At 43.6% G+C, this 24,146-nt stretch carries 24 protein-coding genes, 1 pseudogene and 1 riboswitch; of the genes and pseudogenes, 19 read left to right on the top strand and 6 right to left on the bottom strand.

The genetic code is table 11. From position 1 onward, the window contains the following. Position 1 precedes the first annotated feature (1 nt). From NQ503_RS04620 to NQ503_RS17705, 5 genes and pseudogenes are all read right to left on the bottom strand, one after another. Positions 2-1,177: an ABC transporter substrate-binding protein gene (locus NQ503_RS04620; protein WP_044925964.1), complete on the bottom strand. Its 1,176-nt coding sequence runs from the start codon at positions 1,175-1,177 to the stop codon at positions 2-4. Between the two features lie 2 nt (positions 1,178-1,179). Then, a complete protein-coding gene (locus NQ503_RS04615; protein WP_005426997.1) occupies positions 1,180-2,130 on the bottom strand; it encodes a hypothetical protein in 951 nt (316 codons plus the stop codon). Positions 2,131-2,224: 94 nt separating this feature from the next. Further along, complete coding sequence (locus NQ503_RS04610; RefSeq protein WP_044926050.1) at positions 2,225-3,583, bottom strand: sirohydrochlorin cobaltochelatase; 1,359 nt, start codon at positions 3,581-3,583, stop codon at positions 2,225-2,227. A gap of 182 nt (positions 3,584-3,765) precedes the next feature. Then, a riboswitch (cobalamin riboswitch) is annotated at positions 3,766-3,971 on the bottom strand. Between the two features lie 46 nt (positions 3,972-4,017). Continuing rightward, the gene (locus NQ503_RS04605; RefSeq protein ID WP_005427001.1) at positions 4,018-5,298 is read right to left on the bottom strand and encodes a Na+/H+ antiporter NhaC family protein; all 1,281 of its coding nucleotides are present in this window, start codon (positions 5,296-5,298) and stop codon (positions 4,018-4,020) included. 126 nt (positions 5,299-5,424) lie between these two features. Further along, a pseudogene (locus tag NQ503_RS17705) lies at positions 5,425-5,655 on the bottom strand (manganese catalase family protein); the annotation flags it as partial. Between the two features lie 228 nt (positions 5,656-5,883). On the opposite strand from NQ503_RS17705, the gene NQ503_RS04595 reads away from it, so the two are divergent. The 16 genes from NQ503_RS04595 to NQ503_RS04520 all read left to right on the top strand — a co-directional run bounded on the left by NQ503_RS04595 (position 5,884) and on the right by NQ503_RS04520 (position 21,823). Next, complete coding sequence (locus NQ503_RS04595; RefSeq protein ID WP_002578441.1) at positions 5,884-6,198, top strand: YdcP family protein; 315 nt, start codon at positions 5,884-5,886, stop codon at positions 6,196-6,198. A 21-nt stretch (positions 6,199-6,219) separates the two neighbouring features. Further along, positions 6,220-6,597 (top strand): YdcP family protein, encoded by a 378-nt coding sequence (locus NQ503_RS04590; protein WP_005427010.1) that lies wholly within the window; start codon positions 6,220-6,222, stop codon positions 6,595-6,597. A 38-nt stretch (positions 6,598-6,635) separates the two neighbouring features. Continuing rightward, positions 6,636-8,033 (top strand): FtsK/SpoIIIE domain-containing protein, encoded by a 1,398-nt coding sequence (locus NQ503_RS04585; protein ID WP_005427012.1) that lies wholly within the window; start codon positions 6,636-6,638, stop codon positions 8,031-8,033. A 151-nt stretch (positions 8,034-8,184) separates the two neighbouring features. After that, the gene (gene mobT, locus NQ503_RS04580) at positions 8,185-9,408 is read left to right on the top strand and encodes a MobT family relaxase (RefSeq protein ID WP_479688889.1); all 1,224 of its coding nucleotides are present in this window, start codon (positions 8,185-8,187) and stop codon (positions 9,406-9,408) included. 51 nt (positions 9,409-9,459) lie between these two features. Further along, positions 9,460-9,681, top strand: coding sequence for a hypothetical protein (locus NQ503_RS04575; protein ID WP_002570387.1), 222 nt, complete (start codon positions 9,460-9,462; stop codon positions 9,679-9,681). Positions 9,682-9,810: 129 nt separating this feature from the next. Then, entirely contained in the window at positions 9,811-10,299 is a 489-nt protein-coding gene (locus NQ503_RS04570; protein WP_044926052.1) for an antirestriction protein ArdA, read from the top strand. A gap of 93 nt (positions 10,300-10,392) precedes the next feature. After that, on the top strand, positions 10,393-10,785 hold the full coding sequence (locus NQ503_RS04565; RefSeq protein WP_005427021.1) for a conjugal transfer protein: 393 nt from the start codon (positions 10,393-10,395) through the stop codon (positions 10,783-10,785). Beyond that, positions 10,769-13,219 (top strand): conjugal transfer ATPase TcpF, encoded by a 2,451-nt coding sequence (tcpF, locus tag NQ503_RS04560; RefSeq protein WP_005427022.1) that lies wholly within the window; start codon positions 10,769-10,771, stop codon positions 13,217-13,219. Before NQ503_RS04565 ends, tcpF begins: the two co-directional genes overlap by 17 nt. After that, positions 13,219-15,600, top strand: coding sequence for a CD3337/EF1877 family mobilome membrane protein (locus NQ503_RS04555; protein ID WP_044925968.1), 2,382 nt, complete (start codon positions 13,219-13,221; stop codon positions 15,598-15,600). Before tcpF ends, NQ503_RS04555 begins: the two co-directional genes overlap by 1 nt. Continuing rightward, on the top strand, positions 15,597-16,601 hold the full coding sequence (locus NQ503_RS04550; protein WP_005427026.1) for a bifunctional lytic transglycosylase/C40 family peptidase: 1,005 nt from the start codon (positions 15,597-15,599) through the stop codon (positions 16,599-16,601). Before NQ503_RS04555 ends, NQ503_RS04550 begins: the two co-directional genes overlap by 4 nt. A 16-nt stretch (positions 16,602-16,617) precedes the next feature. Next, positions 16,618-17,526 carry a conjugal transfer protein gene (locus NQ503_RS04545; RefSeq protein WP_005427027.1) on the top strand — a complete coding sequence of 303 codons (909 nt, stop codon included), beginning with the start codon at positions 16,618-16,620 and terminating at the stop codon, positions 17,524-17,526. 168 nt (positions 17,527-17,694) lie between these two features. After that, positions 17,695-18,360, top strand: a complete 666-nt coding sequence (locus NQ503_RS04540; protein WP_044925970.1) for a response regulator transcription factor — start codon at positions 17,695-17,697, stop codon at positions 18,358-18,360. Then, positions 18,357-19,493, top strand: a complete 1,137-nt coding sequence (locus NQ503_RS04535; protein WP_005427031.1) for a sensor histidine kinase — start codon at positions 18,357-18,359, stop codon at positions 19,491-19,493. The genes NQ503_RS04540 and NQ503_RS04535 overlap by 4 nt, the downstream gene beginning before the upstream one ends. 113 nt (positions 19,494-19,606) lie before the next feature. Continuing rightward, positions 19,607-21,004 carry an ABC transporter permease gene (locus NQ503_RS04530; RefSeq protein ID WP_005427033.1) on the top strand — a complete coding sequence of 466 codons (1,398 nt, stop codon included), beginning with the start codon at positions 19,607-19,609 and terminating at the stop codon, positions 21,002-21,004. Positions 21,005-21,014: 10 nt separating this feature from the next. After that, positions 21,015-21,656, top strand: a complete 642-nt coding sequence (locus tag NQ503_RS04525; protein ID WP_005427035.1) for an ATP-binding cassette domain-containing protein — start codon at positions 21,015-21,017, stop codon at positions 21,654-21,656. Beyond that, a complete protein-coding gene (locus tag NQ503_RS04520; protein ID WP_005427037.1) occupies positions 21,653-21,823 on the top strand; it encodes a hypothetical protein in 171 nt (56 codons plus the stop codon). Before NQ503_RS04525 ends, NQ503_RS04520 begins: the two co-directional genes overlap by 4 nt. Positions 21,824-21,836: 13 nt before the next feature. Here NQ503_RS04520 and NQ503_RS04515 read toward each other — a convergent pair whose 3' ends face one another. Continuing rightward, complete coding sequence (locus NQ503_RS04515) at positions 21,837-22,190, bottom strand: helix-turn-helix domain-containing protein (RefSeq protein ID WP_005427039.1); 354 nt, start codon at positions 22,188-22,190, stop codon at positions 21,837-21,839. A 591-nt stretch (positions 22,191-22,781) separates the two neighbouring features. Between NQ503_RS04515 and NQ503_RS04510 the strand changes: the two genes are divergently transcribed. The 3 genes from NQ503_RS04510 (at position 22,782) to NQ503_RS04500 (ending at position 24,085) form a co-directional block, all read left to right on the top strand. Then, the gene (locus NQ503_RS04510) at positions 22,782-23,204 is read left to right on the top strand and encodes an RNA polymerase sigma factor (protein ID WP_005427042.1); all 423 of its coding nucleotides are present in this window, start codon (positions 22,782-22,784) and stop codon (positions 23,202-23,204) included. Continuing rightward, positions 23,201-23,440: a helix-turn-helix domain-containing protein gene (locus NQ503_RS04505; RefSeq protein WP_005427044.1), complete on the top strand. Its 240-nt coding sequence runs from the start codon at positions 23,201-23,203 to the stop codon at positions 23,438-23,440. Before NQ503_RS04510 ends, NQ503_RS04505 begins: the two co-directional genes overlap by 4 nt. A gap of 501 nt (positions 23,441-23,941) precedes the next feature. Beyond that, positions 23,942-24,085: a hypothetical protein gene (locus tag NQ503_RS04500; RefSeq protein ID WP_005427045.1), complete on the top strand. Its 144-nt coding sequence runs from the start codon at positions 23,942-23,944 to the stop codon at positions 24,083-24,085. The last annotated feature ends 61 nt before the right edge of the window (positions 24,086-24,146 follow it).

The raw sequence follows: 24,146 nt of genomic DNA, 5'->3' as shown, positions 1-24,146 counted from the left end.
ATCATTTTAATTTATGCATATAAGTCAGTGTATCCAGATTTGGATCATCTGAGGTCAGCATGGTATGAATATCTTCGATCATTGTTCCAAGTTCCATTGTCTCCTGAAACAGATTCTGATTGGTACACCAGACATTTCCATCCTTAACTGCTTTAAAATCAGCAAGCAGAGAACTCTTCTCCAGCATCTGGCTGATATCTGTCAGTTCACCATCGATCGTACTATTGTAGATGATATAATCCGCATCCTTAGCTCCGGCATAAAACTCTTCCATCTGCATATTCATTGTGGAAAGAGAGTTATCATCCTCCGCTCCAAGGTCACTGAAAATATATTTTCCACCGGCGAGTTCGATCATCTTGGATACGTAATCTCCTGACTTACGAACATTGGCAGCCCCTACTGAATTGATATAGAAGAAAGCCACTGTCTTTCCGGTAGATTCACTGTCCTCTATTGCTTTCAATTTATCAACCTGTTCCTGAAAAAGTTTGTCTGCAAGTTCTTCTTTTCCAAGAAGAACCCCATATAGCTTCAACCACTCAGTACGGCCAAGCGGATGACTTTCGTAACTTGAATGCTCTACCAGAACCGGGATCCCGAACTGCTCAAGCTTTTCTTTTACTTCCGGTTTATGGTAGATCATTGTAGACTCAATCGCCAGATCACAATTTTTAGACAAAATCAGTTCGTAATCCGGTGCACTGTACTTACCAGCAAAAGAAATACTTCCATCTTCCAGTGCTTTCTTAGCCTCATCGATATACCATCCGTCAGCATTGGTTCCTGAAAGACTGATGCTGTCCAGCCCGTCCAATGCACAGAAAAGATCCATTGCCGATGTTGCCACAAGATAGATATTATCAAGTGGCTGTTTAATAACTGCAATATCACTGTCAAGGCCTTCCGGAGCTTCTTTTCCTTCCGGAACAAGAAGAAACTGCCCATCTCCTGCAATTGTGATAAGTGCATAACCATCTTCATAATAATCTACTGAAAACTGATCTGCATACTGAAGTTCCAGACTGTGATCATATTTTAAGCCAGCCAGGTCCTGTCTGACGGCATTACTTTCTGTCGTCTCTTTTTCATCAGCTGACTGAGCCCATACAGGTACAGTCAGCATCATTGATGCGCTCAATGCTGCGCATAAAAAAATGCGTAACGTTTTTCTCATTTTTATTTTTCTGCCTCTTTAATACTTGCGGAATCAAACTGTAAAGTATATTCAATCTCATGAGGAGTACTCATTGCAACGGTGTCCGCTGTGACTTCCATAGGATAATCAAAACCATCTACCGGAATTTCAAACACAGAATTTCCATCCTTGTTGACTGGTTCATATTTGTCATCACCAATCAGCATATAATCATAGTACGGACTGCTCCATTCTACAGATGCAGTTACCTTTCCATCTTTAACTGTAAATTCAGCCGGAGAGGTTACTGTAGCCTTTCCGGATCCACCTTCCAGCTTCACATCTGCAGTATAATCACCATCTTCAAGTTTCAGATCTTCAGCAGTCATCTTTTTTGTATCGGTTTCTTTTGTGTCAGAAACTTCAGCATCGGCTTCTTTCTGAGGATTTGTTACTTTTACTTTATGATCGTACCATTTGTTCTTCTTTCCGATCAAAGCAACATCAAATTCTTCATCAATGGCAGGAACCGGGATATCAAATCCGTAAACTTCTTCTTTATATCCATCACTATATGTTACTTCATCTGTTGTCGGCTCAAGAATCTCAGCTCCGTCTTTCTGGGCATCTTCTGCCTTTCCAACAAAAAGATTTACGATCTTCTTTGAATTCAGGCTCACATGGATTGTCATCTTACCATCTTTGACTGTCAACGTTCCTTTACCGTCATTTGCTTCATTTACATGAAACATTCCACTGTCTGTATCAAACTCTGCACTGTAAGTACCGTCTTCAAGCACCGTATCCTTTGCATCGTCCTTTTTGTCCGCTGTATCAGCTTTTGCATCATCCTTTTTATCATCTGATGATTTTGAATCTGTCACTGTTGCAGAAACTGCCTTTGCTCCTGTCTCTGCCATAACCGGGCTGAAACTGCCAAGTACCATAGCTCCGCTTAATACGCATGCCATCATTGCCACTGAACGTTTCATAATATAAATCCTCCTGATTTTACAGGAACTGCCCGGAAGACAATCAAGCCTTCCGGGCAGTCCCGTTTATTGCATAAATTATTTACACATTACATTATTCTGCTGCAGAATCGTCTGTAACTTCTTCTGCACCATCTGTTGTGTCATCTGCTGCTTCTGCAGTATCATCTGTTGTTTCTTCAGTTGTATCAGCTGTTCCAAGAGAATCAATTGCTGCTTTTGTATGCTCTACGTAAAGATCCTCTACAGCTTCAATTCTTCCAAGACCTGCGATCTGGCAGTCAACGCTGTCAAATGCACCAGATGCATTGAACTGAGATTTCCAGGAATCGTCATCATCACCAGCCATATCGTTGTTTGCATGGTCACCAGCAACAACCATCAGTGGACGAAGAACAACTTTCTTAAATCCAGCATCTTTAACTTTTGCGATAACAGCCTGGCATTCTGTATCTTCCGGTTCACCTTCTACAGTACCAATGAAAGCATTTGTGAATCCAAGGTCATTCATCTGTGTCTGCATCTGATCATATGTTACATTTGCTGTATGGGAAGTACCATGTCCCATGAATACAAATGCTGTTCCATCTTCTGCAGCAGCTTCCATACTGTCATATCCAGCTTCTTTGCAGGCTTCATCTGTGATAGCCTGTGCAACAGCTTTCTTATCATCGTTAATTACAGTAGCGTCATCACCAACTTCGCCAAGCATTGGCTCTGCGATTGCAACAGATTCAAATTTATCTTTGTATCCATCAATTGCTTCTGTCATTTCATCATATTCAGCACCATGCATCAGATGTGTAGGCTGAACAACAAGATTTTTAACGCCATTATCAACTGCACGGTCAAGTGCCTGCTGCATATTGTCAATCACTTCATCATCTCTTGCTTCTACATGGTTGATAATGATCTGTGCTGTAAATGCACGTCTTACAGACCAATCCGGATATGCTTCCTGCAGTTTGTCTTCGATTCCTTTGATATCCTCAGCACGGCTGTCGTTGAAGGATGTACCAAAGCTTACAACAAGAAGTTCGTTCTCACCGATTTCATCCTGGTTACGAGGATCATCTTTGGATGCATCACCAGTGTCACGTCCGAAGTAATCCGGATCAGCTTCTTCGCCTTCAACCAGTTCCTTCTGAGCGTCTGTCAGTTTATCCCATGCTTCTTTGGCAGCTTTGCAGTCTTCATCTGTTGTATCAGTTCTTTCCTGAACATAAATCTTGTCGATCAGTGCTGCTACTTCATCTGCTGCTTTCTGATCATCATCGGAAGCTTCTTCTGTATCAGCGGTTTCTGCATCATCTGCGGTTTCTGCATCATCTGCGGTTTCTTCTGTTGCTGTCTCAGCAGTGTCATCAGAAGCGTAGATGCTTGCAGATCCCATCATTGTGACTGTTGCTACAGTCATTGCAATTGCCAGTGCTTTTACAGTTTTGTTTTTCATGTTTTTTTCCTCCTGTACCTGTTTTCTCATGAAAATTAAAATGAATAACAAAGTACGGCAGCAAGCCTGGTCAAAAAATATTTTTCGGAGAAATACTATATTTCCCAATAAAAAAACTCCTGCACCGGGCTAGAGTTTCTGGATTATGGTACAACCAATTACTCGTGATCCGGAATTTAAAATCCCCGTACCAATAGCAGGCAGGTTTCCTGACTTACAGATCAATACACCCGAATCGTCTTCCCAGTTTCCCAGTGACTGTGCATACACACATGATTCTGCATTCCCTGTATACAGTGACGAGATCGTACAGGACTTACACCTGTTTCCCTTTTAACTGAAGGCTATTTGATTATCTAACATCAGCACCTGTTATTTTTATTATTCAATTTCTTACAGAATACCACTATTTTGGTCAATTTACAATAGGGCAGTTATTTTTTTAACACTAAATCGCACAACGGAAGCAGATACAAAAACACTGCAAATAAGACGCTGTATCCCGGTGCACCTGCTGCTGTAAGCGGAACAGCACACGCGATCGACCACGGCACCAAAGGTGCTATGAGCACTGCACTGTCCTCCAGATTATTGGCAAAACGCAGCTTATCCGGTTCTGTTCTGCTGCAGAGCTGATCTGTAAGCATGATTGCCAGTGTCTGATTACATGCCATAACGCTTGTCAGGATTGATGTGACAAGCACTGCAAAATATGGTTTTGTCCTGTCGGCAAGCAAACAGACCATTTTCTGAAATCCATTCAGGATTCCTGTTGCCTGAAAAATACCTGAATAAGATGAAGAAATGCATACGATTGCTCCAACCTTCAACATCGAAGTGATACCACCTCCATTCAGCATTGCCGCTACCGTCACATCTGTAGAATGGAAACCATTCAGAAGAAGTTCAGGAAGTTCCGTAAATGCCATATTCTGAAGGCCAATACAGACAGGAATTGCAGTAACTATACTTGCGATCATCGCGATCTTCACCCCTGCCTGCATAACAGCCAACAGCAGAATCACCGCTGCAGGCAGCAATGCAATCCAGCTGAGCCGGAACTCACTGCCAAAAGCATGTCCAAGATCCGGCATCTCTGTTTTTCCATGAAGCTGTATGCTGACAGTCAGATAAAGAATACAGGTAATGGTAAATGGTGCCAATGCACTTTTGATCATATTTTTTATATTTGTATAGATACCTGTCTCCGTCAGCTCCGCCACCAGAAGTGCACTTGTCGAAACAGGAGAACAACGATCTCCGAAATATACCCCGGAAAGAATTGCACCACCGGTCATCCATGAAGGAATTCCAAGTGCAGAAGCCATCGTTGCACATACAACACCAATCGTAGCTGCCGTACCAAGAGCAGTTCCTGTCAGGACTGAGATCAGACAATTCAGAAGAAATGTCATCAGCAAAAATGTCGATGGTTTTATCAGATGCACGGTATAACAGATGATTGCAGGAATTGTTCCAGCCTGTCGCCAAAGTGCTGTCAGCATTCCGATCAGTATAAATGTGAGCAGAATATTTTTTACTTTCCAGACTCCCTGTAATGCCATCCTGCTAATCTGTCTCCAGCTATATCCCTGTTTTTTTCCATACAGGCTGAAAATGATCAGACCTGCCAGAAGAGCATATAATATAGATTTTCCCGTTATGATGCATATAATGAGCAAAGCACAGAAAATCCCAATCGTCAGAACTTCCATGATCGTTTTCCTTTCATATTTAATGCGTTGTCATAATAACATGGATGAAAGGAATTGTAAAATCCTGTATTTACCCTAAAAGACCCGGAAGAATCCTCCCAGGTCTTATTTGATATTTCTTTGTTGTTATGAATTTTTACAGGACGCCTCACATGGACAGTCAAAGCTCGGATTGAATGCATAGAAGTTTTTCGCATCCAGCTGTTCCTGTACGGAACGAAGTGCTTCCCCGAAACGCTGGAAGTGTACGACTTCTCTCGCACGTAGAAAACGAATCGGATCTGCAATTTCAGGAATGTCACGGACAACTCGAAGAATATTATCGTACGTTGCCCGGGCTTTCTGTTCTGGGGCGACCTTGTAAGTACAACATATACAAAAATATAGAGGGTAAAGCAGATATTCCGCCTTTCCAGTGTATCAATTCAGACGTTCAGAAATGAGCGTCTATTTTTTTACCCCAAAACCAAAAAGGATGTGATACTACGAAGAAATCACCACCGCCGGAGCGTTCCCCTCCGTTTCCAGACCAGAATCCGAAACCAACCATCAAACACAACATTCAGAAAGGACAGGTACATCTATATGGAATTAAAATTCGTTATTCCCAACATGGAAAAGACATTCGGCAACTTGGAGTTTGCCGGAGAAGACAAAACAGAACAGAGAAGAATCAACGGACGCATGGCGGTACTCTCCCGCAGCTTCAATCTTTATTCAGACGTGCAGAGGGCGGATGATATTGTGGTTATCCTCCCTGCCGAAGCCGGAGAGAAGCATTTTGACTTTGAGGAACGTGTAAAGCTCGTCAATCCCCGTATCACCGCAGAGGGCTATAAAATCGGCACAAGGGGCTTTACCAACTACATTTTGCACGCTGACGATATGGTAAAAGCGTAAGGAAAAGGAGGACATCAGACTATGAGATTAGCAAACGGAATCGTGATTGACAAGGAAGCAACATTCGGGGCATTGAAATTTTCTGCCCTCCGCCGTGAGGTTCACCTCCAGAATGAAGACGGCTCGGTATCAGAAGAAATCAAGGAGCGTACCTATGACTTAAAATCCAGAGGACAGGGGCGTATGATTCAGGTTTCCATCCCTGCCAGCGTGCCGTTAAAGGAGCTCGATTACAACGCAGAGGTGGAACTTATCAATCCAGTGGCAGATACTGTGGCAACGGCTACCTTTCAGGGAGCAGAGGTGGACTGGTACATCAAGGCAGAGGATATTGTCCTGAAAAAAGGGGCTGCCATGAATCCCCAGACACCGAAGAAAGACGCTCCCCCTGCAAAATAACAGCTAAATAAGAGAAAAGCGAAAGGAGGATTGTTCCCATGAAGCAGCTTTTTCCCCGTGGAAAACGTATCCGCCCCACGGATAAAGACCTTGTGTCCCATACTGCCCTTGCCGCCCTGTTCCCTGTCTTCCTGCTGGTTGTCCTGCTGTTTCATACAGGGCAGATTGCCGGAGCCAACTGGCAGGAAGTGTCCCTCTCCCAGATAATACAGGATGTAAACATCCCTTACCTGTTATTCAGTATGGGCGTGGCAGGAATGGTGTGCCTTACAGCAGTTCTTCTGTTCTGGCGATACCGCAGGGATGAAGTAAAGCAGCTCATCCACCGCCAAAAACTGGCAAGGATGGTGTTGGAAAACAAGTGGTATGAATCAGAGCAGAGAAAAGAAGACGCTTTTTTCAAGGACTTGTCTTCCAGCCGTTCCAAAGAAACCATCACTTACTTTCCCAAAATCTACTACCGTATGAAACAGGGCTTGCTCCATATCCGTGTGGAAATCACTTTGGGGAAATATCAGGAACAGCTCTTAAACTTGGAGAGAAAGCTGGAAAGCGGCTTGTACTGTGAGCTGACGGATAAGGAATTAAAGGATTCCTATGTGGAGTACACCCTACTCTATGATACCATTGCCAACCGTATCTCCATTGAAGACGTACAGGCAAAGGACGGCAGGCTCCGGCTCATGGAAAATGTCTGGTGGGAGTATGATAAGCTCCCCCATATGCTCATTGCCGGAGGAACCGGCGGCGGAAAGACCTACTTCATCCTGACCCTCATTGAAGCCCTGCTCCGCACTAACGCCGTCCTGTTCGTGTTAGACCCAAAGAACGCTGACCTTGCGGATTTACAGGCGGTTATGCCGGATGTGTACTACAAAAAGGAAGATATGCTCGCCTGCATTGACCGTTTCTATGAAGAAATGATGAAACGCAGCGAAGACATGAAGCTCATGGAGAATTACCGGACAGGGGAAAATTACGCTTACTTGGGACTTCCGGCACATTTCCTTATCTTTGATGAATATGTGGCATTTATGGAAATGCTCGGCACAAAGGAAAACGCCGCCGTCCTCAACAAGTTAAAACAAATCGTTATGCTTGGGCGGCAGGCTGGCTTCTTCCTGATTCTCGCCTGCCAGCGTCCAGACGCAAAGTATCTGGGGGACGGAATCCGTGACCAGTTCAATTTCCGTGTAGCTCTGGGGCGGATGTCGGAAATGGGCTATGGGATGATGTTCGGGGAAACCACAAAGGACTTCTTCCTCAAGCAGATAAAAGGGCGTGGCTATGTGGATGTGGGAACCAGCGTTATCTCGGAATTTTACACGCCCCTTGTGCCAAAAGGACACGATTTCCTCAAGGAAATAAAAAATCTCATAGACAGCAGGCAGGGAGTGCAGGCGGCGTGCGGAGCAAAAGCCGCAGAAACGGACTGACCTGCTGTTGCTGGTGTGCCGCAAGGCACGCCAGCATGAACCCCTCGTATCTAACAGAGGGGTACAAATCGACAGGCAACAACCAAACAACAGGGCAGAATCCCACGGTACACAAGGGATTTTCCCCTATCCGGCGTGTGTCAACAAGGCTCTGAAAGTTGACATACGCTTTTTTAGACTGGAGGGATTTTCACTGAATGAAGAAACATGGGTACGGGACATCAAAGAGAAACGGGAAGTTTACGGTATCTCACAAAAGAAACTTGCCTTAGCTGCCGGAATCACCCGTCCGTACCTGAGCGATATTGAAACGGGCAAGGCTCACCCATCCGAAGCATTACAGGAAGCCATCACGGAAGCTCTGGAACGCTTCAATCCAGACAATCCCCTTGAAATGCTCTTTGATTATGTTCGGATTCGCTTCCCTACTACGGATGTGAAGTATATCGTGGAAGACGTGCTGCGGCTAAAGCTATCTTACTTTATCCATGAAGACTATGGATTTTACTCTTACACGGAGCATTACTATCTGGGGGATATTTTCGTTCTGGTATCGTCGGAACTGGAAAAAGGGGTGCTGCTGGAACTGAAAGGGCGTGGCTGCCGCCAGTTTGAAAGCTATCTGCTGGCACAGGAACGGAGCTGGTATGAGTTTTTCATGGACGTTCTCATGGAGGACGGCGTGATGAAGCGGCTTGACCTTGCCATCAATGACAAAACGGGAATCCTGAACATTCCCCATCTGACAGAGAAGTGCCGGAATGAGGAATGTATCTCGGTCTTCCGCAGCTTCAAAAGCTACCGCAGCGGCGAACTGGTACGGCGTGAGGAAAAAGAATGTATGGGGAACACCCTGTATATCGGCTCCCTCCAAAGTGAAGTGTACTTCTGCATTTACGAAAAGGACTATGAGCAGTACAAAAAGCATGATATTCCCATTGCGGACGCAGAGGTAAAGAACCGCTTTGAAATCCGGCTGAAAAATGAGCGTGCCTTTTACGCCATCCGTGACCTGTTAGAACATGACAATCCAGAACGGACAGCCTTTCAAATCATCAACCGCTATGTCCGGTTCGTGGACAGGGACGATACAAAGCCCCGTTCAGACTGGCGTATCAGTGAGGAATGGGCGTGGTTTATCGGGGAACACAGGGGCAGCCTGAAACTGACAACCAAACCGGAACCCTATTCCTTTGAACGCACCCTGCACTGGCTCTCCCATCAGGTAGCCCCCACGTTAAAGCTGGCTCTCCGTCTGGATAAGATGAACCACACCCAGATTGTCCATGACATCATCACCCATGCAAGGCTGACGGAGAAGCATGAAAAAATCCTGAAGCAGCAAGCCGCCGCTGCAAAGGAGGTGGTGCTTTAACGGCGGCAATTTTAGAACCTAAGAAATCTTACAGCAAAGAAAGGAGCTTTTATGAATTTCGGACAGAATCTTTACAACTGGTTTTTATCCAACGCCCAGTCCCTTGTGCTGCTGGCAATCGTGGTAATTGGACTGTACCTCGGATTTAAGAGGGAATTTTCCAAACTTATCGGTTTTCTGGTAGTTTCCCTTGTAGCGGTTGGGCTGGTCTTCAATGCGGACGGTGTAAAGGACATCTTACTGGAACTGTTCAATAAGATTATCGGTGCATAGGAAACCCTTGTTACACTTCCGTTATGGAGCAAGCTCTGATTGCTTCATGGCGGAAGTCCACTAGGGGCTTGGGGAGCGTAACTCCCCAAAAGGAGCATGACAGAGAATGGAGGTGACACTGTGGAAGAAATGCGGATTTACATTGCCAACTTAGGCAAATACAATGAGGGCGAACTGGTCGGGGCATGGTTCACGCCGCCTGTAGACTTTGAGGAAGTCAAAGAACGTATCGGTTTGAATGATGAATATAAGGAATACGCCATCCATGACTATGAGCTGCCCTTTGAGATTGACGAATATACCCCCATTGAGGAAATCAACCGCCTGTGTGAAATGGTGGAGGACTTACCGGAATACATTCAGGAGGAACTATCAGAGCTGCAATCCTACTTTGGCAGTATTGAAGAACTCTGTGAGCATGAAGATGATATTATCTGCCATTCCGGCTGTGATGATATGGCGGATGTGGCTCGCTACTATCTGGAAGAAAGCGGACAGCTTGGCGAACTTCCGGCACACTTACAAAACTATATCGACTATGCAGCCTATGGGCGTGACATGGAATTGGAGGGAACCTTTGTTGTCACGAACCACGGCGTATATGAAATCTTACGGTAGACCCGTCTGTATCTCTTTCAGGAAATACAGGCGGATTTTTTTATTCAGGGGCGGCTCTTTTGCTGCCCCCATCTTTTAGAAAGGACGGACAATATGAAGAAAATACGAAGCTATACCAGTATCTGGTCGGTGGAAAAGGTACTCTATTCCATCAATGATTTTAAGCTGCCATTCCCCATCACGTTCACACAGATGGCGTGGTTCGTGGTATCGGTGTTTGCAGTGATGCTCTTAGGGAACCTCCCTCCCCTTTCATTCATTGACGGGGCATTTTTGAAATACTTCGGCGTACCCTTTGCCCTCACTTGGTTCATGTGCCAGAAGACCTTTGACGGGAAGAAGCCTTACGGCTTCCTGAAATCCGTACTGGCATATCTGGTACGCCCGAAACTGACGTATGCAGGAAAGCCCGTGAAGCTGGAAAAGGAATATCCGGCACAGCCCATCACGGCAGTAAGGAGTGATATTTATGGCATATCCGATTAAGTATATCGAAAATAACCTTGTGTTCAACCATGACGGGGAGTGCTTCGCTTACTATGAGCTGCTTCCCTACAACTATTCCTTTTTAAGCCCCGAACAGAAATATCAGGTACACGATTCCTTCCGGCAGCTTATCGCCCAGAACAGGGACGGAAAGATTCACGCCCTGCAAATCAGCACAGAATCCAGCATACGGGCGGCACAGGAACGCTCCAAACAGGAAGTGACAGGCAAGTTAAAGGACGTTGCCTGTGCAAAGATTGACGCACAGACCGAAGACCTGATTTCCATGATAGGGGAAAATCAGGTGGACTACCGTTTTTTTATCGGCTTCAAGCTGCTTGTCAATGAGCAGGAAGTCACCATGAAGCAGTTTCGCAGGGAAGCAAAGACCGCCGTTTCCGATTTCCTCCACGAAGTCAACCACAAGCTCATGGGGGATTTTGTTTCCATGAGCAATGAGGAAATCTGGCGGTTTCAGAAGATGGAAAAACTGCTGGAAAATAAAATCTCACGCCGCTTCAAAGTCCGGCGGCTTGATAAAGACGATTTTGGCTACCTGATTGAGCATTTATACGGGCAGACCGGAACCGCCTACGAAGATTATGAGTATTATCTTCCGAAAAAACGGTTTCAGGAGGAAACGCTGGTGAAATACTATGACCTCATCAAACCCACCCGTTGTCTGATAGAGGAAAACCAACGGTATCTGAAAATCGAACAGGAAGACGGGACAGTATATGCCGCCTACTTTACCATCAACAGCATTGTGGGGGAACTGGACTTCCCATCCTCGGAAATCTTTTACTATCAACAGCAGCAATTCACCTTTCCCATTGATACCTCTATGAATGTGGAGATTGTCACAAACCGGAAAGCCCTCTCCACGGTACGGAACAAGAAAAAAGAGCTGAAAGATTTGGACAACCACGCATGGCAGAATGACAGCGAAACCAGTACAAACGTGGTGGACGCTTTAGACAGCGTGAATGAGCTGGAATCCACCTTAGACCAGAGCAAGGAATCCATGTACAAGCTGTCCTATGTGGTGCGTGTGACGGCTCCCGACTTGGAAGAACTGAAACGCCGCTGCAATGAGGTGAAAGATTTTTATGACGATTTGAACGTGAAGCTGGTTCGCCCATTTGGGGATATGCTGGGGCTGCATGGGGAATTTCTCCCTGCCAGTAAACGGTATCTGAACGATTACATCCAGTATGTCACCAGCGACTTCCTAGCTGGTCTTGGCTTCGGGGCAACCCAGATGTTAGGAGAAACGGAGGGCATTTATATCGGCTACAGCCTTGATACAGGAAGAAACGTGTACTTAAAGCCTGCCCTTGCCAGTCAAGGGGTAAAAGGCTCTGTCACCAACGCCCTTGCTGCCGCTTTTGTCGGCTCCCTCGGCGGTGGAAAATCATTCAGCAACAACATGATTGTCTATTATTCCGTATTGTTTGGGGCACAGGCTCTCATTGTTGACCCGAAAGCAGAACGGGGACGCTGGAAAGAAACCCTGCCGGAAATCGCCCATGAAATCAATATCGTAAACCTGACCTCGGAGGAACAGAACAGGGGCTTACTTGACCCGTATGTAATTATGGAGAACCCAAAGGATTCCGAATCACTGGCAATCGACATCCTGACTTTTTTAACGGGCATTTCCAGCCGTGACGGGGAAAAGTTCCCTGTTCTTCGGAAAGCTATTCGTGCAGTGACAAACAGTGAGGAACGGGGGCTTTTCAAAGTGATTGAGGAACTTCGGGCGGAGGGAACCACCATCAGCACCAGCATAGCCGACCATATCGAATCCTTTACGGACTATGACTTTGCACACCTGCTCTTTTCGGATGGGGATGTCACACAGTCCATCAGCCTTGAAAAGCAGCTCAACATCATTCAAGTGGCGGATTTGGTGCTGCCGGATAAGGAAACCTCGTTTGAAGAATACACCACAATGGAGCTGCTTTCCGTGGCAATGCTCATTGTAATCAGCACCTTTGCCCTCGACTTCATCCATACAGACCGCAGCGTATTTAAGATTGTGGATTTGGACGAAGCATGGAGCTTTTTACAGGTAGCACAGGGCAAAACCCTCTCCATGAAGCTGGTTCGTGCCGGACGTGCCATGAACGCAGGCGTTTACTTTGTCACCCAGAACACAGACGATTTGCTGGATGAAAAGCTGAAAAACAATCTGGGCTTGAAGTTTGCGTTCCGCTCCACGGACATCAACGAAATCAAGAAGACCCTCGCCTTTTTCGGGGTGGATTCCGAAGACGAAAACAACCAGAAGCGGCTCCGTGACTTGGAAAACGGACAGTGCCTTATCAGTGATTTGTACGGGCGTGTGGGGGTAATACAGTTCCATCCTATCTTTGAAGACCTGTTCCATGCCTTTGACACCAGACCGCCTGTTAGAAAAGAGGTGGAATGATGGTGATACATAGAACTTCCAACCGACAGCAATTCACAGTTCCTTATCACACAAAAAAGGGCTTGTCTTGGAAAATGGCAGGAAAAGTGATTGGCAGGGTGCTTCTGGCACTCCTGCTCATCCTCCTGCTGCTTGCAGTCTTCGGCACAGCCGCCCACGCTGCCGGACTGGTGGATGATACGGTGGACGCTGCCAACGAATACAGCAAATACCCTCTGGACAACTACCAGCTTGATTTTTATGTGGACAGCGGATGGGACTGGCTCCCGTGGAACTGGCTGGACGGTATCGGAAAACAGGTGATGTACGGGCTGTATGCCATTACAAATTTTATCTGGACAATCAGCCTGTACCTTTCCAACGCCACGGGGTATCTGATTCAGGAAGCCTACTCGCTGGACTTCATTTCCTCTACGGCGGATTCTATCGGAAAAAATATGCAGACCCTTGCAGGCGTTACCACAGGCGGCTTGTCCTCGGAGGGATTTTATATCGGGTTCCTGCTGATTCTCATTCTGGTGGTGGGGATTTACGTTGCCTACACAGGGCTTATCAAACGGGAAACCACAAAAGCCATCCATGCTGTTGTCAATTTCGTGGTGGTGTTCGTGCTGTCCGCTGCCTTTATCGCCTATGCCCCTGATTATATCGGGAAAATCAATGAATTTTCCGCAGACATCAGCAATGCCAGCCTGACCCTTGGTACAAAGATTGTGCTGCCGAACTCGGAAAGTCAAGGAAAAGACAGCGTGGATTTGATACGGGACAGCCTGTTTTCCATTCAGGTCAAGCAGCCGTGGCTCCTGCTGCAATACGGCAACTCGGATGTGGAAAGCATTGGGTCTGACCGTGTGGAAAGCCTGCTATCAACCAGCCCAGACGAAAACAACGGGCAGGACAGGGAAGAAATCGTGGTGGAGGAAATCGAAGACAGGGAAAACACCAACCTTACCATCACAAAGACCATCAACCGCTTGGGAACCGTCTTCTTCCTATTTATCTTTAATATCGGTATCTCCATTTTTGTATTCCTGCTCACAGGGATAATGATTTTCTCACAGGTGCTTTTTATCATCTACGCCATGTTCCTGCCTGTGAGCTTCCTCCTCAGCATGGTTCCCTCTTTTGAGGGGATGTCAAAGCGTGCCATTACGAAACTGTTCAACACCATCCTTACCAGAGCCGGAATCACCCTGATTATCACGGTAGCGTTCAGTATTTCCACTATGCTCTACAACCTGTCTGGGGAATATCCGTTCTTCCTGACGGCGTTTTTGCAGATAGTGACCTTTGCCGGAATTTATTTCAAGCTGGGGGATTTGATGGGGATGTTCTCCTTACAGAGTGGGGATTCCCAAAGCATGGGGAGCCGTATCATGCGAAGACCCCGTATGCTCATGCACGCCCATATGCACCGTTTACAGCATAAGTTAGGACGTTCTGTGGCGGCTCTTGGGGCTGGAACGGCTGCATACCACGCAGGGAAACAGGCTGGCTCAGACCAGAGAACTGCTTCCCACTCCGGCTCTTCCAAACGGACACAGGCAGACCACAGCAGACCAGACGGGCAGGCAGCACCGGAAAAGGAATCCGCATGGAAACGGGCTGGCTCTGCGGTAGGTGCGGTGGCAGATGCCAAAGATAAGATAGCCGATACTGCCGGACAGCTTCGGGAGCAGGCAAAGGATTTGCCTGTCAATGCAAAGTACGCCCTTTACCACGGGAAAACACAGGTATCAGAGGGAGTACGGGATTTTACTTCCAGCGTGACCCAGACCCGAACTGCCAGAACCGAACAGCGGAACGCACAGGCAGAAAGCCGCAGACAGACCATTGCAGAACGCAGGGCGGAACTGGAACAGGCAAAACAGCCGCAAATGACAGCTTCCGAATCCCCCAAAGGGGCGGCTCCTGTCCATGAACGCCCTGTTACTGCAAAGCAGACAGAAGATTTCCGAAATCGTGCAGATACCGCTCATACAGAAAAACCAGCCATGCAGCCAGCTTCCCCATCCATCAGGGAACGGGGACAGGTTCCTTATGGGGGAACTGTGGCAGAACGGTCTTCGGTTCCGGTGGTAAAGGCTGCTTCCATCCACCATGAACAGACACCGCCTGTAAGGGCAGAACGCCAGATAGTCCCTCCGGCTTCCCCAGACAAACCAGATGAAAGACAAAAGGTGGCTCCCACTGTTACACCGACTGCTCCCCGTCCGGCAAGACCTGTCCAAAATGATACGGCTCCTGTGATACCGGAAAGAAAACGGATTACCCCTGCGGTAAAAGAATCTAACTTTACCATCCGGCGTACCACCGCCAGAAAGGAGTGGACAAAAACGGTAACAGCGGCTTCCAAACAGAAGAAAGGGGAGAAACCATGAAGTTAAGACACCTTTTCTTCGCCTGTTCCGGCGTGTTTGTGATGATGTTCTCCCTGCTCCTTTTGGTGGTGATTGTCTTCTCGGATGAGGAAGACGGAGGAAGCGGCGGAAACCTTATCTATGGGGGCGTGAGCGTATCACAGGAAGTCCTCGCCCATAAGCCTATGCTGGAAAAGTATGCAAGGGAATATGGCATAGAGGAATACTTAAATGTGCTGCTCGCCATCATTCAGGTGGAATCTGGCGGCACGCTGGAAGACGTTATGCAGTCCTCGGAATCTCTGGGGCTTCCCCCAAACTCCCTTAGTACAGAGGAATCCATCAAGCAGGGCTGCAAATATTTTTCGGAATTGCTCGCAGCGGCAGAAACAAAGGGCTGTGATTTAAACAGTGTGATTCAGTCCTACAACTACGGCGGCGGTTTCCTAGACTATGTGGCAGGACGTGGAAAAAAATACACCTTTGAACTGGCAGAGAGCTTCGCAAGAGAAAAATCCAGCGGAAAGAAAGTCACCTACACCAACCCTGTTGCGGTAGAGAAAAACGGGGGCTGGCGGTATTCCTACGGAAATATGTTCTATGTCCTCTTGGTATCGCAATACCTGACCGTGGCACAGTTTGATGATGAAACGGTACAGGCTATCATGGAGGAAGCCTTAAAGTATGAGGGCTGGACGTATGTGTACGGGGGCGATTCCCCCTCCACTTCCTTTGACTGTTCTGGACTGGTGCAGTGGTGCTATGGCAAGGCAGGAATCGCCCTGCCACGGACAGCACAGGAACAGTACAATGTGACGCAGCATATCCCCCTGTCCGAAGCAAAAGCAGGGGATTTGGTCTTTTTCCACTCCACCTACAACGCCGGAACCTACATCACCCATGTGGGGCTGTATGTGGGAAATAACCGGATGTACCATGCCGGAAATCCCATTGGCTACGCAGACCTGACAGGCTCTTACTGGCAACAGCACCTTGCCGGAGCCGGACGAATCAAACAATAAGAAAGGATGAACCGATATGATTCAGATTAGAAAAGAGGAACACCAGAAAAAGCAGAAAGAAAAGAAACTGAAAGTTTACAAAGTCAATACCCACAAAAAAACTGTGATTGCCCTGTGGGTGCTGCTGGCGGTGAGCTTCCTGTTTGCCGTCTATAAGAATTTCACGGCGATAGACATTCATACTGTCCATGAAACCAAAGTAATTGAGGAACAAATCCTCGACACTCACAAGATAGAGAATTTTGTGAAGAATTTCGCAGAAGTCTACTATTCATGGGAACAGTCCGCCGCTTCCATTGATAACCGGACAAATGCTTTAAAAGGGTATCTCACCGGAGAACTGCAAGCCCTGAATGTAGATACTGTCCGAAAGGACATCCCCGTATCGTCTGCCCTGACTGACTTCCAGATATGGGAAATCACAGAAGAAAAGGAGCAGCATTATCAAGTGACCTATACAGTGGAACAGCGTATCACAGAGGGAGAATCCGGTAAAACTGTCCGTTCCGCCTATCAGGTGACAGTCTATGTGGACGGCTCTGGAAACCTGACGATTATCCAGAACCCTACCATCACCAGCGTTCCCGTAAAATCCGGCTATACGCCAAAAGCGGTACAAAGTGACGGTACGGTGGATTCCATCACCACAGAGGAAATCAACGAATTTCTCACTACCTTTTTCAAGCTGTACCCTACGGCAACCGCAAAGGAGCTGACCTATTATGTGAATGAGGGCGTGCTGAAACCTGTGGGAAAAGAGTATATTTTCTCAGAACTGGTGAATCCAGTCTACAATCGAAGCGGAAATCAGGTGACAGCTTCCCTTGCAGTGAAATATCTGGATAACCAGACCATGACAACTCAGGTATCACAGTTTGACCTTGTGCTGGAAAAGAACGGGGAAAACTGGAAGATTGTGAAATGATTATATATTCCAATAGTAAACAGATGACTTTTTATCATCTGTTTACCATTGGATGTGAGATAAATTCTTGTTTTAATTCCTAAATCTTTCTATAATAAAATTAAATTATCAATCTAATTTCATATTCTTTTCATATAAATGCTGTACAGTAAAAATGGAGGTGAATATATGGCTAAAATATTGATTGTCGAAGATGATAAAAGAACAAATATGGCTATTTGTGAATATTTAAAACCAACCGGACATAACATTGTTTCTGCTTATGATGGTGAGGAAGCATTGCAATTATTTCATAGTACAACAATAGATTTAATTGTTTTAGATATTATGCTTCCACGATTAACCGGAATTGCTGTTTTACATGAAATAAGAAAAAGCAGTCTTATACCTGTACTTATGCTCACAGCGATTGAGGATGAATATACGCAATCACAAAGTTTTGATGAATTAGCAGATGATTATGTAACAAAACCTTTTTCTATGGTATTGCTTGGAAAAAGAATCACCGCTCTTTTACGCCGCTGTGGACAAATGCAGTCTATAGACACTATTACTTTCGGGGATGTTACTGTCAATTTTTCTGGATATACAGCCCATGATAAAAATGGAAGAATTGACATTACTCCAAAAGAAATAGAATTATTAAAACTTCTTATAGAACACAAAGGACTGGTTTTGACCCGTTCACAAATTCTTGACGAACTATGGGGATATGATTACCCTATTATCGACCGGACAATAGACACTTATATTAAAAATTTGAGAAAAAAATTACGTCTTAATTGTATTGTAACAGTAAAAGGAATCGGCTATAAGTATGAGGTGGTGGAATGAAACGATTAAAAATATTGCCTAAAATTTTTTTATATACATTCAGCATTATGGTATTTATTATAATTGCAGCTCATCTGATTTTATATTTACTTGCCCCACGAATTGCTATAGATTACACTCCATCAGTAATATCAAATCAAAGTGAATATGTATTAGATGGCAGTATCGACCCTTTGCAGTTTGTATCACAGGCAATTTGGCAGGCGTTACCATTTTCTGTTTTTTGTTGTATTATTCTTTGTGCAATATGTTCCTATTTTTTTTCAAAAAGTATTACAACACCAATTCGGAAAATTTCAAGTGTGACAAAACAAATGTCTAAAATGGATAAATCTGCTGTTTGTATAGTATCTTCTCAAGATGAAGTGAGAGAATTGGCTGATAATATCAATCAATTATATTATCGTCTATTTACAACTATTAAAAATCTTGAAGCAGAAAAGGAAAAGGTTAAAGAAAGTGAACAGGCAAAAATTGATTTTTTAAGAGCAGCGTCACATGAATTAAAAACCCCAGTAACCGCTTTAAATGCAACCTTGGAAAACATGATTTTAGGAGTGGGAAGTTATTGTGATTATTCCACATATCTTCCTGAATGTAAGGATATAGTAGAACAGCTTGCAACCATGATTCATGAAATTTTAGAAACTTCCAAAATAAATATGGAAACTACTCAGGAAGATTCTACGAAATGTAATTTATCAGACTTAATTTTGAATGTATGTGAACCATATAAACTGATTGCTGCGACTCATGGTATCAATTTAAAGTTAGATATTCCTCAAGAATACAGGATAATGATTCCACAAAAGCAATTTAGTCGGGCATTTTCTAATATTATTGCAAATGCTGTCACCTATACTCCAAATGAGGGGAGTGTTTTTGTCTGTTTAAAAGAACATACTTTAACGGTAGAAAATGAATGTATTCCGATTGATAAACAACAATTAGCACATATATTTGAACCATTTTACCGTCCTGATTTTTCTCGCAATAGTGATAGCGGTGGAAATGGATTAGGACTTTACATTGTCTCAACTATTTTTTCATCACTTCATATTTCATATGAATTTTTACCAACAGAATCACAAAAAGGGATGTGTTTCTCTATCCTCCTGCCAAAAGCTCTCTAATTTCAGAGGGCTTTTTTTCGCCCTAAATTCTATATTCATTTCATATGCATTCCATATTGAACATTTATGATATTCCTGTATTCAAAATAAAAAATCAGGAGGTATAAAAAATCATGAACTTTATGAAGAGAGCATTTCTATATGTTTCACGCAAAAGAGGAAAGAGTATTTTGCTTTTTTTCATCCTTTTAATTCTGTCAACTTTTGTTCTAACGGGACTAAGTATTGGAAGTGCGTCAAAACAAGCTCAAAAAAATTTAAGACAAAATATCGGCGGTTCTTTCAATATTGATGTCAATTATTCAGATTCAAATCCATATTATCACGAAGAAGAAAGTGAGAATGAAGATGGGTCTTCCGACCTTTTAATGTACTCGACTGAACAGGTGACATCAAAAATGGTAGAAAACATTCGGAATATTTCCGGTGTTAAATTCTGTGATGCAACAACGGAAAGTCTGATAAATTTTGATAAACTTTTACCATTTGCCGGAACTGTTCCATTAGATGAAAGTCTTTCTCATTGTGTAAAAAGCATTGGTGTATGGCGTTCAGAAGAACAAAATTTCTTTACTTCTGGAAAAATCCAACTAATAGAAGGCAGGCATATTTTAGACAATGACATACACAAAGTTATTCTGTGTAAAGACTTAGCAGAAAAAAACAACTTAAATTTAGGTGATTCCTTAATTGTAACAAATGAGAACGGAAAGCAGCTATCTTTTGAAATTATTGGATTGTTTCATGCACAAAAACTTGAAAAAGTTGGAGAATCAATCCCAACATATGATAAGATACAAAACTTAATTTTTACAGATATAGAATCTATTGTCGAACTTGAAAATAGTGTTGCAGTGCAAGGGTTTGATACAGTAAAAGTTACCGTAAATGACCCTAAAGATATTGAAAAAATTATAGAGCAAGTAAAACATTTCCCTGATTATGAAGAAAATGTTTATAACATTTATGCTAATGATGAGGTTTACAAAAACACAGCAATTTCTTTAGAGAATTTAGATAAGTTAGTTATCGGCTTATTACTTGTAATCATTATCGCAAGCGTTATTGTTCTTTCACTTATTCTCACACTTTGGGGAAAAGAGAGAATACATGAAACAGGCGTTTTGCTCTCCATTGGAATAAAAAAATCCAGCATATTAGGACAATACCTTATTGAAGTTTTAATGATAGCAATTTTAGCTTTTACCTTATCTTTTGTTACAAGCAATATGATTTCTGGAAATATCGCAAATACCCTTTTGCAACAAAATACAAAAAATGAAAAACAGCAGCTTTCAACACAAGAAGACCATACAGAAATGAAAAGTCTGGATTTTAGCGTTTCAGAAGATTCAGAATCCGCTACTCCTGATATTAAGGTAGAAATTACTTTGCCCGATATATTGCAATTATACACAATCGGTTTTTCTATCATTTTTATTTCAGTAACTATATCTTCGATTAGTGTTATGCGTTTAAAACCACGGGAAATTTTAGCCCGTATGAGTTAAGGAGGAACAAATGTCAATTTTTAAGTGTAATCATGTATCATACTCTTATGATAAAAATACAAACGTGCTGAAAGATATTACCTTTTCATTTGAACTAGGAAAAGTATATGCGATTTTAGGTTCATCTGGTTCCGGAAAAACAACATTACTTTCACTACTAGGGGGACTTGATATACCAACTACCGGAACTATTTTATACGAAAATGAAGATATTAAAAAAATAGGATTGGAATCTCATAGACAAAATCATGTTTCTCTTATATTTCAAAATTATAATTTGATTGATTATATGACGCCGATTGAAAATGCAACTTTGGCAACAAAGAAAGATGTTGATGTGGTTCCTCTTTTAAAACGTCTGGGACTTTCTGATAAAGAACTAAAACGAACAATTTTAAAATTGTCTGGTGGGCAACAACAACGTGTAGCAATCGCACGTTCCTTAGCTACTGATGTCCCTATTATACTGGCAGATGAGCCTACAGGAAATCTTGATGAAATAACTGCCGCTGAAATCACACAAATATTACAGGAAACTGCCCACAAATTGAATAAATGTGTCATTATTGTTACTCATTCTAAAGATGTTGCTCAAAAAGCTGATGCTGTGTTAGAACTCAAACAAGGAATATTAAGGCAGGTGAAAAAATGAAAAAATTGATTATACTAATAATTTGTTTATTACTTTCTACTTTTGTGTTTAGTGGATGTGTAAACAGAACAGAAGAAAGTGAATCTGAAAAAGTTTCTTACGATTACGAAATTTCGGGGCAGGAGGATATGTCAAATATAGAAATTGTGCCAGAAAATGAAAAGTAAGCCAACGGAAGAATTATTCTTCCATTCGCTTATATTTCATAATACCATCCGCAACGCTTTCCATGATAACAAGGTCTGCGTCTGTAAAATTGTCAATTTTGCTTTCAAGCTGTCTTCGTCTGCTGCTTTTTACCAGACTATCAGAGGATAAAAAGAACTCATCCACTGATACATTCAGCAGAGATACAAGGTCGTAAAGCACCTGTAAACTTGGGTGCTGCCCTTTATTCTCAATATTGGTTAAATAGCGTGGGTCAATTTCAATCATTGCTCCCACCTGTTCACGGGTCAATCCCTGTTTTTTACGGGCTTCTTTTATGGCAAGCCCAAACGCCCTGAAATCATATTTATCTTCTTTTTTACGCATAATACACCACCTCTATACATTTTACTGTTCCTGTTATAATAGTGACAGGTATAGAAAAACGTATTATACAGTTGTACAGTTCCTATTATGCGTACCAAAGATAAAACTATGCTGCTGAAACGGAAAAAAAAAACCGTTATTTGGCAGCATACTTTCCCTGCGTCAAAAATTACATCATCATTTCCAGACGACGGTTTAACAAAAGCCGCCGTCTTTTTTGCCTGAAATGCAGATGATTTTTAAAGTCCACTACTTGATACAGAAAGCGGCTTACAGGAGGAAGCCGCTATGCAAAATATTTTCTTAAATATATCTACATTCGGTAAGCCGTTAAAAAAAGCCATCCGCCTACACTAGAAAAGTCTGACCCTCAATGTGGTTTTTCAGAATACATAGAAAGAACTATCGAAGCACACAAGCAGAAATATCGTCTGTTTGCGTGCTTTTTTAGTTGGAAGAAAAAGTTTTTAAATTTTTCTTCTCAAAACGCAACTGAACCCCCTGTCCTGTCGGGACTAAGAGCGAAAAGGGGGAAAGAAGCAGAAATTCCTATCAACTCGCTCCCTTTCAAGGCTGGAAAGGGGGTGAGCAATGATGAAGCCATCTGAATTTCAGACAACCATAGAGAACCAGTTTGATTACATCTGTAAAGTCGCTATGGAGGATGAACGCAAAGACTATCTTAAAGCGTTGTACAGACAGTGTAAAAGGGAAACACTGTTCTGTGATATGGACGATTATACCGTTAATCTGTTTTCTTCCGAAGACACCTATCCATCCCACTTCCATACTTTTGAAATGGATGGATTTACTGTCCGTATTGAAAACAGCCTGTTAGCAGAAGCGTTGGAAAATCTGGATGGAAAGAAACGTGATGTTATCCTGAGATATTATTTTCTTGGATTTGACGATACGGAAATTTCAAAAATTCTGGAAGTCAACCGTTCTACCATCCAGAGAAGAAGACACGCCGGACTGGAATTTATCAAAAAATTTATGGAGGACGAAGCATGACAGCAAAGCACCCTATGATTCCGTTTCCTGTGATTGTAAGGGCTGCGGACGGCGATATTGAAGCAATCAACCAGATTGTACGCCATTACAGCGGTTTTATTGCCAGCCGTTCCATGCGTCCCATGAAAGACGAATATGGGAATACCCACATGGTTGTAGATGAAACCCTACGCCGCCGGATGGAAACACGTCTGATTGCAAAGATTTTATCTTTTGAAATCAGGGAACCAAACTAAAAATAATGCTCGCCTGTGGAAGCGTGGACAAGCCCATGCTTCCCAGACAGGGCTTGCCAGTCTATTAAAGTGCATTATCACCAGTGCATTTTAACAGGCTGACAAAGCCGGATTGTTCCTTGAAAAAGAAAGCGTCTAATCAACGCAGCATAAAGCAGCCGAATACGTTTCGATAGAAAGAGAGCCGTTGGGCTGGCACGCCGTGACCCACCAAAGGAGGGATGAAACCGGATAGCGATTCCTGCCAGCGTTCCATAAGCAGCTTACCGCAAAAGCTGCCGCCATGACCTTTCTATTGTGATAATGATACTTCCGTACAGCCTTAGTCCGTGTGATGATGTAGCACCGCTGGCAAAGGGTACGGCTGGATGAGAACCATGCAGGGGTGAGATTCCCATGAGCTTTAGCGAAAGCTGTTCGGTTTGCTAAGGATGATTCTTTCATAATGAACAAGCATTTTTGCATAGTCTGTAAACATAATAAAGACTGTGAGGTGGAATTATGCCAAAAGAAGCAGAAATTTCCTGCAAAAATGTATTTAAGTGTGAAGATAAGTCGGCATTAAAAAAAGAGTTCAATCAAAAATGGATAGAACTTATCAATCAATTAGAAAAATCCAAAGGGCAGGTATTACCTGTAAAATGATAGACAAACATTTCCCAACACGGTATAATAAGTGTAGGTGGAATGTTTGTTTTATCTTCTC

Source organism: Blautia obeum ATCC 29174, from assembly GCF_025147765.1.
Classification (GTDB): Bacteria; Bacillota; Clostridia; order Lachnospirales; family Lachnospiraceae; genus Blautia_A; species Blautia_A obeum.
Note: the sequence above shows the minus strand (reverse complement) of the source record. Positions and strands in the feature narration are given on the sequence as shown.

Excerpts from the sequence above, each read along its gene's own strand:
- NQ503_RS04620 (WP_044925964.1), bottom strand. The coding sequence starts at position 1,177 with ATGAGAAAAACGTTACGCATTTTTTTATGCGCAGCATTGAGCGCATCA.
- NQ503_RS04615 (WP_005426997.1), bottom strand. The coding sequence starts at position 2,130 with ATGAAACGTTCAGTGGCAATGATGGCATGCGTATTAAGCGGAGCTATG.
- NQ503_RS04610 (WP_044926050.1), bottom strand. The coding sequence starts at position 3,583 with ATGAAAAACAAAACTGTAAAAGCACTGGCAATTGCAATGACTGTAGCA.
- NQ503_RS04605 (WP_005427001.1), bottom strand. The coding sequence starts at position 5,298 with ATGGAAGTTCTGACGATTGGGATTTTCTGTGCTTTGCTCATTATATGC.
- NQ503_RS04595 (WP_002578441.1), top strand. The coding sequence starts at position 5,884 with ATGGAATTAAAATTCGTTATTCCCAACATGGAAAAGACATTCGGCAAC.
- NQ503_RS04590 (WP_005427010.1), top strand. The coding sequence starts at position 6,220 with ATGAGATTAGCAAACGGAATCGTGATTGACAAGGAAGCAACATTCGGG.
- NQ503_RS04585 (WP_005427012.1), top strand. The coding sequence starts at position 6,636 with ATGAAGCAGCTTTTTCCCCGTGGAAAACGTATCCGCCCCACGGATAAA.
- NQ503_RS04575 (WP_002570387.1), top strand. The coding sequence starts at position 9,460 with ATGAATTTCGGACAGAATCTTTACAACTGGTTTTTATCCAACGCCCAG.
- NQ503_RS04570 (WP_044926052.1), top strand. The coding sequence starts at position 9,811 with ATGCGGATTTACATTGCCAACTTAGGCAAATACAATGAGGGCGAACTG.
- NQ503_RS04565 (WP_005427021.1), top strand. The coding sequence starts at position 10,393 with ATGAAGAAAATACGAAGCTATACCAGTATCTGGTCGGTGGAAAAGGTA.
- tcpF (WP_005427022.1), top strand. The coding sequence starts at position 10,769 with ATGGCATATCCGATTAAGTATATCGAAAATAACCTTGTGTTCAACCAT.
- NQ503_RS04555 (WP_044925968.1), top strand. The coding sequence starts at position 13,219 with ATGGTGATACATAGAACTTCCAACCGACAGCAATTCACAGTTCCTTAT.
- NQ503_RS04550 (WP_005427026.1), top strand. The coding sequence starts at position 15,597 with ATGAAGTTAAGACACCTTTTCTTCGCCTGTTCCGGCGTGTTTGTGATG.
- NQ503_RS04545 (WP_005427027.1), top strand. The coding sequence starts at position 16,618 with ATGATTCAGATTAGAAAAGAGGAACACCAGAAAAAGCAGAAAGAAAAG.
- NQ503_RS04540 (WP_044925970.1), top strand. The coding sequence starts at position 17,695 with ATGGCTAAAATATTGATTGTCGAAGATGATAAAAGAACAAATATGGCT.
- NQ503_RS04535 (WP_005427031.1), top strand. The coding sequence starts at position 18,357 with ATGAAACGATTAAAAATATTGCCTAAAATTTTTTTATATACATTCAGC.
- NQ503_RS04530 (WP_005427033.1), top strand. The coding sequence starts at position 19,607 with ATGAACTTTATGAAGAGAGCATTTCTATATGTTTCACGCAAAAGAGGA.
- NQ503_RS04525 (WP_005427035.1), top strand. The coding sequence starts at position 21,015 with ATGTCAATTTTTAAGTGTAATCATGTATCATACTCTTATGATAAAAAT.
- NQ503_RS04520 (WP_005427037.1), top strand. The coding sequence starts at position 21,653 with ATGAAAAAATTGATTATACTAATAATTTGTTTATTACTTTCTACTTTT.
- NQ503_RS04515 (WP_005427039.1), bottom strand. The coding sequence starts at position 22,190 with ATGCGTAAAAAAGAAGATAAATATGATTTCAGGGCGTTTGGGCTTGCC.
- NQ503_RS04510 (WP_005427042.1), top strand. The coding sequence starts at position 22,782 with ATGATGAAGCCATCTGAATTTCAGACAACCATAGAGAACCAGTTTGAT.
- NQ503_RS04505 (WP_005427044.1), top strand. The coding sequence starts at position 23,201 with ATGACAGCAAAGCACCCTATGATTCCGTTTCCTGTGATTGTAAGGGCT.
- NQ503_RS04500 (WP_005427045.1), top strand. The coding sequence starts at position 23,942 with ATGCCAAAAGAAGCAGAAATTTCCTGCAAAAATGTATTTAAGTGTGAA.